Source organism: Lentzea sp. NPDC036955, assembly GCF_055608005.1.
In genome coordinates, this window is the sequence record NZ_JBVJRC010000009.1 from 158,736 (window position 1) to 171,092 (window position 12,357).

At 70.7% G+C, this 12,357-nt stretch carries 8 protein-coding genes; 4 read left to right on the forward strand and 4 right to left on the reverse strand.

Features of this window, described 5'->3' with window-relative positions; genetic code table 11:
- Positions 1 to 138: 138 nt before the first annotated feature.
- The 3 genes from ACZ7CF_RS30055 (at position 139) to ACZ7CF_RS30065 (ending at position 4,144) form a co-directional block, all read left to right on the forward strand.
- Positions 139 to 1,626 carry a sigma-70 family RNA polymerase sigma factor gene (locus tag ACZ7CF_RS30055; RefSeq protein WP_360392892.1) on the forward strand — a complete coding sequence of 496 codons (1,488 nt, stop codon included), beginning with the start codon at positions 139 to 141 and terminating at the stop codon, positions 1,624 to 1,626.
- Between the two features lie 410 nt (positions 1,627 to 2,036).
- Entirely contained in the window at positions 2,037 to 3,056 is a 1,020-nt protein-coding gene (locus ACZ7CF_RS30060; protein ID WP_360392889.1) for a LacI family DNA-binding transcriptional regulator, read from the forward strand.
- 113 nt (positions 3,057 to 3,169) lie between these two features.
- Positions 3,170 to 4,144 (forward strand): LacI family DNA-binding transcriptional regulator, encoded by a 975-nt coding sequence (locus ACZ7CF_RS30065; protein WP_458431424.1) that lies wholly within the window; start codon positions 3,170 to 3,172, stop codon positions 4,142 to 4,144.
- Here ACZ7CF_RS30065 and ACZ7CF_RS30070 read toward each other — a convergent pair.
- The 4 genes from ACZ7CF_RS30070 to ACZ7CF_RS30085 form a co-directional block, all read right to left on the reverse strand.
- Positions 4,113 to 5,459: a pyridoxal phosphate-dependent decarboxylase family protein gene (locus tag ACZ7CF_RS30070; RefSeq protein ID WP_470371146.1), complete on the reverse strand. Its 1,347-nt coding sequence runs from the start codon at positions 5,457 to 5,459 to the stop codon at positions 4,113 to 4,115. The two genes, ACZ7CF_RS30065 and ACZ7CF_RS30070, sit on opposite strands and share 32 nt — an antisense overlap.
- Before the next feature lie 49 nt (positions 5,460 to 5,508).
- Complete coding sequence (locus ACZ7CF_RS30075) at positions 5,509 to 6,894, reverse strand: radical SAM protein (protein ID WP_470371147.1); 1,386 nt, start codon at positions 6,892 to 6,894, stop codon at positions 5,509 to 5,511.
- Complete coding sequence (locus ACZ7CF_RS30080; RefSeq protein WP_470371148.1) at positions 6,894 to 9,416, reverse strand: glycosyltransferase; 2,523 nt, start codon at positions 9,414 to 9,416, stop codon at positions 6,894 to 6,896. Before ACZ7CF_RS30080 ends, ACZ7CF_RS30075 begins: the two co-directional genes overlap by 1 nt.
- A gap of 330 nt (positions 9,417 to 9,746) precedes the next feature.
- The gene (locus ACZ7CF_RS30085; RefSeq protein WP_360392860.1) at positions 9,747 to 10,523 is read right to left on the reverse strand and encodes a DUF1684 domain-containing protein; all 777 of its coding nucleotides are present in this window, start codon (positions 10,521 to 10,523) and stop codon (positions 9,747 to 9,749) included.
- Between the two features lie 211 nt (positions 10,524 to 10,734).
- On the opposite strand from ACZ7CF_RS30085, the gene ACZ7CF_RS30090 reads away from it, so the two are divergent.
- On the forward strand, positions 10,735 to 12,288 hold the full coding sequence (locus tag ACZ7CF_RS30090; RefSeq protein WP_470371149.1) for a glycoside hydrolase family 13 protein: 1,554 nt from the start codon (positions 10,735 to 10,737) through the stop codon (positions 12,286 to 12,288).
- The last annotated feature ends 69 nt before the right edge of the window (positions 12,289 to 12,357 follow it).

Genomic DNA, 12,357 nt, shown 5'->3' on the forward strand with positions numbered 1-12,357 from the left:
CGGCGGCTGCGGAAGACCAGCCCAAACAACGTCCATTGTGGACTCCCAATGCATTTGGTTCGGATGCGTGGATTGTTCGGGTTGACGTGTCTCGATAAGGTCCGCCTATCACCCGTTGCACGGAGATAGGCGGAAAGCTTGATCGACGAGGAAGGCGCTCCTCGGCCGCCTTCGGACGCGGAGCTGATCGACGCCGTGCGCCGCGGTGCGGTCGAGGCCTACGGCCGGCTGTACGAACGGCACGTGCGCGCGGCGCTCAACCTCGCCCTGCAGCTCACCGGGTCGTCCGCCGACGCCGACGACTTGGTCTCGGACGCGTTCGCGAAGGTGCTCTCGGCACTGCGCACGGGTGGTGGCCCCGACGCGTCGTTCCGGCCCTACCTGCTCACGGCGGTGCGCCACACGGCCTACGATAAGACCCGGCGCGACAAGCGGCTGGAGCTGGCCGGTGACGTCGAGGAGGTGCCCGGCGCGACCCGCGTGACGAGCGTGCAGTTCAGCGACACGGCGGTGGCCTCGCTGAACCAGTCGCTGGCGGCCACGGCGTTCGAGTCGCTGCCGGAACGCTGGCAGACCGTGCTGTGGCACACCGCCATCGAGGGCCAGTCGCCCGGCGAGGTCGCGCCGATCCTGGGCCTGTCCGCCAACGGCGTCTCCGCGATGGCCCACCGCGCCCGCGAGGGCCTGCGCCGCGCCTACCTGCAGGCCCACGTGGCCCGCGACCCCGCGGAACGCTGCCGCGCGACCGTCGCCAAGCTCGGCGCCTGGACCCGCGGCGGCCTGTCCGCGCGCGAGTCGATGCAGCTCGACGCCCACCTCGACCGCTGCGTCGAGTGCCGCGCGATCGCCGGTGAGCTGGCCGACGTCAACGCCGCCCTGCGCTCCGTCGTCGCACCCCTGGTCCTCGGCGGTGCCGCCGCCGGTTACCTCGGCTTCAGCAAGGCGAGCGCGCTGGCCTCCGCGGGCGTCTCCTCGTGGTTCACCGTGGCCGCCGCCTCGACCGCCGCCGTCGTCATCGTCGTCACCGCCGGCGTCAGCGCCCCGCTCAACCCGCCGAGGGCCGACACCACCGCTCCCCCGGCCGCCTCGTTCACGTCGACCGCGCCCACCACCGGCCTGACCACCTCGGGTTCGGTCGTGACCACCACGTCCGGCACCGCCGCAACCGAGACCGCGACCTCCGGCGCGGCCCAGACCTCCGGTGCCGCGAACGCACCCGTCCCCGGCGCCCCCACCACGACCACCGGCCAGGACACGTCGAACGGCGAGCCGTCGCTGGTGATGGGCTCGCCCCCGGACGTCGGCATGACCACGAACGGCCCGCCCACCCCGGTGGAGATCTCCCTGAGCAACGTCGGCTCCGGCACCGCACCCCCGTCCACGCTGACGCTGACGCTGCCCGCCGAGCTCAAGACCGTCGGGGCGGGTTCCACGGGCGCGGGCGAGGTCGGTTGCCCGGCCGGCAAGGGGCAGGTGACGTGCTCGGCGGGCGAACTGGCCGCCAACGAGTCGGTGCGGTTCGTGCTGCGGTTGCAGGCGGGGCCCAAGGCGAGCAGCGGGGTCATCACGGGGGTCACGAACACCGGGCTGCGGGTGCAGATCCGGGTGACGATCACGCCGAAGTAGCCGCACCCGGTTCGCCGGCAAGACCGACGCCCGGGCACCCGGCCGATCCGCAAAAGGGTGACGCGGTCGTCGTTGTCGAACAGGTCGGGATTGGTCTCGATCACGGGGTGCGACGGAAATCCGACGGTGCGCGGATACCCGTTGCGGCCCGCGTGCCGCCGCCGGAACCGCACCATTTCCGGCGTGAACAAACGCGCCGGCAGCCGGTGGCCGCCATGGCGGACCCGCGCGGAGCAGCGGGTCGCGCCCCGGTAAAGCGCGCGCAGGACGATGTCGTTGCCCAGACCCGAATGCGCAACGCGGCATTCGAGCCCGATTAGCCGCGCCCGCCGATGTCATTGAACTGTCCGGTTTCCGACATGAGCGCGCCGCACCGCCGCCGGATTCCGCCGGAGCCCTAGGATGACGTCATGACGGAGACGGCGAAAAGACGACCCGGGCCTCGCATCGAGGAGGTCGCGCGGGTCGCCGGGGTGTCGAAGTCGACCGTCTCCCGGGTCATCAACGGCGAGCCGTACGTCAGCACGAAGGCGCGCGAGGCCGTGCACGCCGCCATCGCGCAGCTCGGCTACTCCCCCAACCAGGCCGCCCGCGCGCTGGCCGGCAACCGGGCGAACGCCATCGCGCTCGTCGTGTCGGAGCCGACCGGGCGGGTGCTGAGCGACCCGTTCTTCGCGGGCGTGCTGCGCGGGGTGCACTCCGAACTGGCCGGGCGGCACGTGCAGCTGCTGCTGATGATGAGCCAGCCGTCGGACACCGACGACCTGGTCGCCTACCTCGCGAGCGGGCACGCCGACGGTGCGCTGCTGGTCAGCCTGCACGGCGAGGACCCGCTGGTGCCGATGCTGCACGAGATGGGCATGCCGGTCGTGGTCGGCGGGCGGCCGCTGGGCAACACCAGCGTGCCGTTCGTGGACGCCGACAACTTCACCGGTGGCCTGGAGGCCGCGCGGCACCTGGTCTCGTTGGGGCGCAAGCGGATCGGCACGGTCGCCGGCCCGAAGGACATGGCGGTGGGCGCGGACCGGCTGAGCGGGTTCCGGCGCGGGCTGAGCGAGGGCAAGATCGCCACGGACCTGGTGGCGCACGCGGACTTCACGCCGGAGAGCGGCGCGCGGGCCATGGCCGAGCTGCTGGAGCAGGCGCCCGACCTCGACGCCGTGTTCGTGGCGGCGGACATCATGGCGGTGGGGGCGTTGCAGACGCTGCACGCGCAGGGCAAGCGGGTGCCCGACGACGTGGCGGTGATCGGGTTCGACGACTCGGTGCTGGCCGCGACCTCGACGCCACCGCTCACCACGATCCGCCAGGACGTGGAGGAGCTCGGCCGCACCATGACGTGGCGGCTGCTCGCGGAGCTGGCCGGTGAGGACGGTCTGCCGCCGTCGCTGCTGCTCCCGACCTCGCTGGTGCGCCGCGCCACCGCCTGACGAACTGAGAGCACCCCCTCGTTCGCTTGACGCGCCACCCGGCTGCGGTAAAGACTCCTCACTGTTTCTGGGAGCGTTCCCAGAACGCCGCCGCCGCCAGAGGAAGTCGCCAAGTGAACAGACGAGCCGGCATCGACGAGGTCGCCCGGCTGGCCGGGGTGTCCAAGTCCACCGTGTCCCGCGTCCTCAACAGCGCACCGCACGTGAGCGAACGGGCGAAGGCTGCGGTCAAGCGCGCCGTCGTGCAGCTCGACTACACTCCGAACCAGGCCGCGCGGTCGCTGGCCGGGCACCGGGCCAACGCCATCGCGCTCGTGCTGTCCGAACCGAGCGGCCGGGTGCTGTCCGACCCGTTCTTCGCCGGCCTGATGCGCGGGGTCCACGCCGAACTGGCGGGCCGCACCCAGCTCGTGCTGATGATGAGCCAGCCCGGTGACGTGTCCGCCTACCTCACCGGCGGGCACGTGGACGGCGCGCTCGTGGTGAGCCTACACGGCCACGACCCGCTGCTGTCGGTGTTGCAGGAGAACGGGTTGCCCGTCGTGGTCGGCGGCCGTCCGCTGTCGGGCGGCACGGTGCCGTTCGTGGACTCGGACAACTTCACCGGCGCCCAGGAGGCGACCAAGCACCTCATCTCGTCGGGACGGCGGCGGATCGCGACCATCGCGGGCCCCGCGGACATGGCGGCGGGCCTCGACCGGCTGGCCGGGTGGCGCCGCGCCATGAGCGGGCGGGCCGCCGACCTGGTGGTGCACGGCGACTTCACGTCCGAGGGCGGTGCGGCCGCGATGGCGGCGCTGCTGGACCGGGACCCGGCGCTGGACGCCGTGTTCGTGGCCGCGGACATCATGGCCCTCGGCGCGCTGCAGGTGCTGCACGCCCGCGGCCGGTCGGTGCCCGGTGACGTGGCGGTGATCGGGTTCGACGACTCGGTGCCCGCCGTACCGCCGCTGTCGACCGTGCGGCAGGACGTGGAGAAGTTCGGGCGGATGCTGACGTGGCGCCTCCTCGCCGAGGTGGACGGCGAGGAGGGACTGCCGCCGTCGGTGCTGCTGCCTACCTCGCTGGTGCTGCGGACAAGCGCCTGACCAGGTCTGCGAACTCCGCCACGTGCTCACGGTGGGTGCGGTGGCTGAGCACGCACAACCGCAGCGCGAACCGGCCGTCGAGCCGGGTGCTGGACAGGAAGAACCGCCGCGAGTCGTTGATCGCCGTGAACAGCCGCTCGCTCGTCGGGTCGTCAGCGGCCCGGAACACGACGACGCTCAGCTCCGAGGGCAGGACTTCGAGGCCTTCGACGTCGGCGAGGGCGGTGCGGACCTCAGCGGCTAGGTCGAGCTTCTCGTCCAGCGCCTCACGGAACGCGGCCACGCCGTGCAGGTGCAGCGGGAGCCAGACGCGCAGGCCGCGGAACTCGCGGGTGAGCTCGGGCCCGAGGTCGGAGTAGTTCGGCACGCCGGTGTCGTGGTCGAGGTCCTGCAGGTAGTCGCCGTCGGCCACGTGGGCCGCGCGCAGCCGTGCCTCGTCCCGGACGAGCAGCACACCGGTGCCGTAGGGCAGGAACAGGCTCTTGTGCGGGTCCCAGGCGATGGAGTCGGCGCGCTCGATGCCGCGCAAGGCCTCCCGGCCGCGCGTGGTCAGCTGGAAGGCGCCGCCGTACGCGCCGTCGACGTGGAACCACAGCCCTTCCTCGTGCGCGAGGGCGGCGATGGCGTCGAGCGGGTCGACGATGCCGGTGCTGGTGGCGCCCGCGGTGCCGACGACCAGGAATGGCTTCAGGCCCGCCCTGCGGTCCTCGGCGATCAGGGCGCGGGCCGCGTCGACGTCCATGCGCAGGCCGGGCACGACGCGGACGCGGTCGGCGGGGAAGCCCGTGATGCGCGCGGCTTTCGCCACGCAGTGGTGGGTGTGCGCGGTGACGTAGATCGTCCCGTCCGCGGTGTCGCCGCGGTCCTCGCGGGCGGTGTGGACGGCGGACAGGGTGGCGAGCGAGGCCCCGGTCGTGAACACACCGCCGGAGCCGCCGGGCAGGCCGAACTCGGTGCAGAACCAGCGGATGACGCTGTGTTCCAGCGCCACGAGCGCGGGCGCGGTGGAGGCGACGCCGGTGTAGCGGTTGGTGACCTGGGCCAGGAGCTCCGCCAGCGCCGAGCTGTAGAGGCCACCGGCCGGGAAGTAGGCGAGGAAGCGCGGGCCCGCGGTCTCCACGGACTGGCGTGCGGCCTCCCCGAACTGCGCCAGCAGGTCGGCCAGCTCGCCGGGGGCCTCCGCCGGTGGTGGGGGCAGCAGCGCCCGGCCCGGTGTGGAGGCGGGCGCGGCCTCCAGTCCCTCGACGAACTCGTCGACGAACGCGGTGACGGCCTTCATCCACTCGGCCCTGGTCTCGCGGTCCGGTTGCAGCATGAGCACACGGTACGAAGGCCGCGCGGCGCCGCGCTCGCGGGATGCGGTCCTACAGCTCGGTGTTGATGATGGCCTCCACCAGCACCTCGCCGTCGTCGGTGAGGGTCACGGCGTCGGCGTCCATCGTGAACAGCCCGCGTTCCCGCAGCGAGGTGAACTTGGCGAGCCACGGCTCGTCGAACAACGACCGCCCGAAGCGGGCGCGGTGCAGGTCGTCGCGCACCGGCTGCAACGTGGACAGCGCCATCTTCACGCTCCTGGCCTCCTGCGCCTCCTCGGTGAACCGGGTCGCCGATCCGAGCGGCACGCGGCCGGCGTCCACGGCCTCCGCGTAGGACTTCCACTGCACGTCGGTGATCGCCTCCGAGGCGCGGCAGCTGGAGCTGCCGCCCAGGCCGATCGCGACCTCGGCCTCTTGGCGGTCCTGGTCGACCATGATGGACTTCCACTTCTCCGGGCCGAGGCCGTCGCGTGCGAAGTACATCGTGGGGTGCTCGGTGTAGCCGGCGGCGCGCAGCCCGTCGGTGAGCACCTCGCGCATCCGGTACTGCTCGGCCAGAGTCGGCCAGAAGTGGCCGTTCTGCACCAGCTTGTCGCGGTAGGCGGGCAGCTGCCACGGTGCCGGCTGCTCTCCGGCGACACCGGTGCGGGTGTCCGAGTAGGACTTCAGGTGCAGCTTGGTGCAGACGACGGCGGTGATCTCCTCCTCCAGCACGACGTCGAGGTCGCGCCGCACGCTGTCGACGGTCTGGTCGAGCAGCCCGTACATCAGGTCGATGCTGATCCACTCGAACCCGGCGCTCTTCGCGTTGCGCACGAAGTCGACGCACATCTGCGAGGTGTGCTCGCGGCCGCACTCGCGCAGCACCGGGTCGTCGAACGACTGCACGCCGCTGGAGAGCTTGGTGCAGCCCAGCTCCCGCAACGCCGCCAGCTTCTCCGGCGTGAACGTGCTGGGGTCGCCCTCGAACCGGATGGTGGTGTCGTCGGTGAAGCCGAAGTTGTCCCGGTAGAAGTCGAGCAGCCGGCGGATCTGGTCGAGCGGCAGCAACGAGGGCGTGCCGCCGAAGACGTTGAACTCGCCGACCGGCGCCTTGGCCAGCTCGGGCACGCGGGCGAGCCACAGCTGGGCCTCGCGGATGTTCCAGTCCACCCACCTCGTCAGCTTCTCCGTCGCGTTCGCGCCCTTGACGAGCACGACGGGGTACTGGCAGAAGCGGCACTTGTAGGCGCACGTGGGGATGTAGGACCACAGGTGGATGGGTGCGGTGCCGACGAGCTGGTCGCTGAGGTCGTCGAGGAAGCCGTCGACCGGATAGCCGGGGACGTTGCCGGGGAAGACGTGCGCCCCGAACGGGTCCTCGGTGACGTACTCCAGCAGGTGGGCGTTGGCGGGGTCCTGCAACGAACGCCAGACCCTCGGTTCGCGGTCCATCAGAACACTCCTCCGTTGCCGAAGTAGTTGTGCGCCTCGCCGGACTCGCGGTCCTCGCAGTAGTACTTCACGAACTCCGCGAACCGCTCTTGCGGCACGTCGGCGAAGCACTCCGGCAGCGGCGGCGGGTAGCCGATGTCCTCCCCCACCGCCGCGCGCAGCCGTTCGAAGAGCTCGTCGCGGAACTCCAGGTAGAGCCGGTAGGAGGGCGTCTTGTAGGAGTGGATCGGGGTGAGGTCGACGACCCGCATCTCGTCTTTGATCTCGGCGATCCGCCGGCCCAGGCGCTCGGCCAGGTCGGCGCCGAAGAACGCCACCACCGCGTCGTCGTCGAGGAACGACGGGGTGAGCAGCACGGGCAGGATGGTGTTCTTCGGCGTGAAGTCCTTGATGGAGAACTCCCACGCCTGCAGCGCTTCCTCCTCGGTGAGGTCCGCGGTCTGCGCCTCGGTGTCGGGGCGGATGTCGCGCATGACGATGATGCCGTCGGACCCGTAGGCGCGACCGGTGATGACCTCGTCGATGGCGTGGTTGACCCGCCGCGGGTTGATCTCGACCTTCGACAGCGGCGCGTAGGTGATGTCGAAGCCGGAGCCGCGGACCTTGATGCCGAAGTCCCAGTCGTCGGAGAGGTGGTTCACGAACCGGCCGTTGTGCAGCTGGTAGCAGATCTCGATGCCGCCGACGCGTTCGTAGGCCTCGCGTTCGACGGCAAAGCCCTTGCCGTCGGGGAAGCCGCCGAACAACGCGAACGTGACCGCGCGGCACCGCAGGGTGCGCTGGATGGCGTCCCACAACCGCGGCCGGCCGGTGAAGTGCTCGGCGTTGTAGTAGTAGTCGCACACGCCGATCGCGGCCTTGTCGTCCTCCATGGCGGCGAACAGCTCGGCGAGCCATCGGCGGTCGACGCGGCAGTCGGCGTCGGCGGAGACCAGGTAGAACCGCTCGCCGGGGTCCTTGCGGGCACGGCTGCGCTGGGCCGCGTAGTCCATGCCCGCCTTGCGCGCGCACGCCACGCCCTGTTCGGGTTCGGAGATCACGTGCAGCGCGAGACCGGGGTGGTCGGCGGCGAAGCGGTGGGCGATGGCGACCGTGTCGTCGGTGGAGTTGTTGTCCACCAGCACGATCTCGTACCGGTCGCGCTCGATGCCCTCCTGGTCGTGCAGGCTGGTGAGGACGGCGTCGAGGTTGGCCGCCTCGTTGTAGACGGGCAGGACGACGCTGAGCCGCACGTCCTCCCCCATGGCCGGCGGGAACAGCCGGTCGACCAGTTCGTTCGCCGCGGTCCTGCTGTGCAGGCCGAGCTCCTGGTTGTGCGCCACCACTTCCGCCCTCCTCTCCGCGTTGGTCATCAGCTCGTGGACGTCTCTTGCGAACTCCGGTGTCGGCAGGTCGTGGGCCAGGACGTCCAGCACCGGCGCCCGAAATCCCGGGTAGACGGTGTCGTACAACGCGTACCGGCTGGTCAGGTACGGCACGCCGGCCGCGACCGCCTCGCTGATCGGGTTGCCGTAGCTCTCGTAGTCGTACGAGGTCAGGAACGACACGATGTCGGCGTGCGCCAGCAGGTCTCGCACGGAGAACGCGGCGCCGGCCGACTCGGCCTGGGCGAGGGTGCCGCCGAAGACCACGCGCCGGGTCAGGCCGAGCTCGTCGGCGAGCGCGCGCAGCTTCACGGTCTCGGCGGGGTGCTCACCGGTGTCGCCGGCGATGAACAGGTGCACGTCGTCGGGCAGCAGTCGGAGCAGGTGCAGGTCCCTGTCGATGCGCTTCTGCGGGATGATCCGGGTGAACCGGGCGATCAGCCGGACGTCGTCGGGGATGCCGTGGTGGCGCTTGAAGTCCGCGCGGCCCGCGCGGTGCGGCGGGCTGAAGGTGTTGGGCAGGACGTCGATGTTGCGCAGGTGCGGCTGCCACTCCAGGGTGCGGCGCAGGGCTTCCTCGTGCAGCGCGAAGTAGTGGATGTGCGGTGAGTCGCGCATCGGCGGCGTGCCCGGGAAAGGGAACGTGCCGTACTTGCCGGGTTCGCTCTGCCACATCATGTCGTGGTCGCGCCAGAACACGAAGCGGCCCAGCGCGTGCCGGGCGCCGTAGCGTTCGATCGCCTGGTGGAGGGCGGTCGTGTAGGCGACGTTCTCGGGCAGGGTGCCGTTCTCGACCATCACCGTCGTGACGCCGCGGTCCTCCCAGGTCTGCTCGATCCGCCGGGCGATCCGGTCCGCGACCTCCCGCACGTAGGGAGTCTCGTCGCGCTGCACCGCCTCCAGGGTGGCGGTGACGAACGCCTGGTCGTAGCCGCTGACCTCGTCCAGGCCGTCGACGCGGTCGAGCGTGATCCAGTCCGGTACCTGTTCGTCCTGGTAGGGGCGGAAGAACGGGCCCTTGTCCGCCTTGATGTCGTAGCCGAGGTCGAGGTGGACCCGGTGACCACGTCCGGCGAACAGCGCGGCGGTCTTGACGAACTCGACCACGACGCCCGACATCGCCGTGGCGTCGAAGGACACTCCCCACAAGACGGCCATGCGCACCCGCTCCTGGTCGAAACCCCATCCACGACCGAACCTAATCCGAAAGCGCTCTCCGGACAGATCGCCGTCTCAGCAGGGGACGTGGGGAAAGGGGTTTCACCACAGATCCGGCACGGGGCGTGACACGTACCGGCGGTTAACACCCGCTCGGCCCAATCTCGCCACAGACCCGGTAACGCTCCGCTGCCGCCGTGGTGCACGGCGACGTCTGCCGGCCGAACGTGCTGGTGCGCCGGAGAGCTGGACGAGGAGGCCGCAGCCGCGGTCAACCGCGACTACGGCCTCGTTCCCGACCCCTCGGGCTCTACTGGGTACCGCTTGCCCCTAACCCTGCTCGTACGGGGTGCGTTCGCCGGCTTCGACCTTGAACGGCAGGTGGTTGCCGGCGGGCGGCAGCGGGCAGGTGGCGTAGGCCGTGAACGCGCACGGCAGGTTCACGGCCCGGTTGAAGTCGAGCACGACCTTGCCGTCGACCGGCTTGGCCGAGATCTCCCGGTTCGCCGCGTAGGTGGTGACGCCGCTGGTCTCGTCGGTGAACAGGATGGTGATGCCACCGTCCTTGCCGTTGAACGCCGTCAGCGTGTGCTCGGCGCCGTCGTGCGTGAACCGCACACGCCCTGGTGCCTCGTACACGTGGCTGAGCCCTTCCACGACCGCACCGACCGTCGTCGGCACAGGGGTGTCGAACGGCTCGAAGACGCCTTCGAGCACCCACGCCTCGTCGGGCTCGTACGCCGGCACGCCGCGGAAGCTGCTGAGCACCTCGGCCTTCGGGTCGTGCACACGCACCAGGTAGCCGCCGCGCCGGGCGATCTCGATGTCCACGTCACCCGCCCGGACGCGCGTGCCGGGGCCGCTCTGGACCAGTTTGAAGCTCGTGGGTTCGGTGATCGGCACGCCGTCGTGCGTGACCTCGGCACCTTGCGGGTCGAAGTGCGCCTCGTCGTCGTCCTGCCACCACAGCCCCGGTATGCCGTCATAGGCGCGAGGCTTGGTCTCCAGCCAGTCGAGTGACACCAGCGCCAGCCATCCGTAGGGATCGGCCAGGCCGCGTTCCCGTTCCGTCTTCCACGTCTGCCAGTTTTCCGCGAAGCCGCTCATGTCATTGCGAACGATCTGCTCGCGCAGCGCCTTCCCCGTCTCAGCTGCTGAGAAGCCGTCCGTCGCTCGACCGGGTCAACGCCTGCGGAAAATCTATGAAAAAGTTTGCAGGATTACGCCTGCTTCTCAAGTAATCCTCCTGGCGACTTGCGGAAAACTTTTGCAACGACTTTCCTGGTTCGCTGACACCGCACCCACGGAAGGCAAGGACATGTCCCAGGACTGGTGGCGACACGCCGTCATCTACCAGGTCTACGTGCGCAGCTTCGCCGACTCGAACGGCGACGGCGTCGGTGACCTGCCCGGCATCCGCTCACGCCTGCCCTACCTCCGCGACCTGGGCGTCGACGCGGTGTGGATCACGCCGTTCTACGCCTCGCCGATGGCCGACGGCGGTTACGACGTGGCCGACTACCGCGCGGTGGACCCGTCGTTCGGCGGGCTCGACGACGTGCGGTCGCTGGTCGAGGACGCCCACGGGCTCGGCATCCGCGTGATCGTCGACATCGTGCCGAACCACAGCTCCGACCGGCACGAGTGGTTCCAGGAGGCGCTGGCCGGCCGCAACCGGGAGCGGTACGTCTTCCGCGAGGGCGTCGGCGACCAGCCGCCCAACGACTGGGAGTCGGTGTTCGGCGGCCCGGCGTGGACGCGCGTGGCCGACGGGTCCTGGTACCTGCACCTGTTCGCGCCCGAGCAGCCGGACCTCAACTGGGACCTGCCGGAGGTGCGCGAGGAGTTCCTGTCGGTGCTGCGGTTCTGGCTGGACCTCGGCGTCGACGGGTTCCGGGTCGACGTGGCGCACGGCATGGTCAAGGCGGCCGGGCTGCCCGACATCGGGCACACCGACCAGCTGAAGCTGCTGGGCACCGAGCCGCTGCCGTTCTTCGACCAGGACGGTGTGCACGACATCCACCGCGAGTGGCGCAAGGTGGTGGACTCCTACCCCGGCGACCGCGTGCTCGTGGCCGAGGCGTGGACGCCGTCCGCCGAGCGCACGGCGATGTACCTGCGTCCCGACGAGATGCACCAGGCGTTCAACTTCCACTACCTCACGGCCGAGTGGAGCTCCAGCGCGTTGCGCTCGGTGATCGACTCGTCGCTGGCGGCGGTGGCACCGGTGGGCGCGCCCACCACGTGGGTGCTGTCCAATCACGACGTTCAGCGGCACGTGACGCGGTACGGCGGCGGTGAGACCGGTGTGCGCCGTGCGCGCGCTGCGCTGGCATTGATGCTGGCGCTGCCCGGTTCCGCGTACATCTACCAGGGCGAGGAGCTTGGTCTGCCCGAGGTGCTCGACCTGCCCGACGAGGTGCTGCAGGACCCGATGTGGGAGCGGTCGGGCCACACCGAACGCGGCCGCGACGGCTGCCGGGTGCCGCTGCCGTGGTCGGCGTCGGGCCCGTCGCTCGGGTTCGGCACCGGCGGCTCGTGGCTGCCGCAGCCCGCGGACTGGGCGAAGCTGAGCGTCGAGGTCCAGGCCGCCGACCAGGACTCGATGTTGTCGTTCTACCGCACCGCTTTGCGCGTGCGGCGCGACCACCCGGCGCTGGGCGCGGGCGACGGCGTGACGTGGGTGGACGGACCCGCGGACGTCCTGTGGTTCACGCGCACGCGCGAGGACCGGCGGGTGTCGTGCGTGGTGAACCTGTCCGGTGAGGTCGTCGCCCTGCCCGACCCCGGCGCCGTGCTGCTGGCCTCGTCGTACTACGGGGTGCGCGACGGCTCGCTGCTGCTCCCGCCGGACACCGCGATCTGGTTCTGACCAGCCGGATTTCCCGGTTCACCGAAAATTGTCAGACCCCCTGAGTACGGTCCAGGACATCAACTCCGG

Bases quoted from the DNA above. Each gene is read 5' to 3' on its own strand.
- ACZ7CF_RS30080 (WP_470371148.1), bottom strand. From the start codon at position 9,416: ATGGCCGTCTTGTGGGGAGTGTCCTTCGACGCCACGGCGATGTCGGGC.
- ACZ7CF_RS30075 (WP_470371147.1), bottom strand. From the start codon at position 6,894: ATGGACCGCGAACCGAGGGTCTGGCGTTCGTTGCAGGACCCCGCCAAC.
- ACZ7CF_RS30070 (WP_470371146.1), bottom strand. From the start codon at position 5,459: ATGCTGCAACCGGACCGCGAGACCAGGGCCGAGTGGATGAAGGCCGTC.
- ACZ7CF_RS30090 (WP_470371149.1), top strand. From the start codon at position 10,735: ATGTCCCAGGACTGGTGGCGACACGCCGTCATCTACCAGGTCTACGTG.
- ACZ7CF_RS30060 (WP_360392889.1), top strand. From the start codon at position 2,037: ATGACGGAGACGGCGAAAAGACGACCCGGGCCTCGCATCGAGGAGGTC.
- ACZ7CF_RS30085 (WP_360392860.1), bottom strand. From the start codon at position 10,523: ATGAGCGGCTTCGCGGAAAACTGGCAGACGTGGAAGACGGAACGGGAA.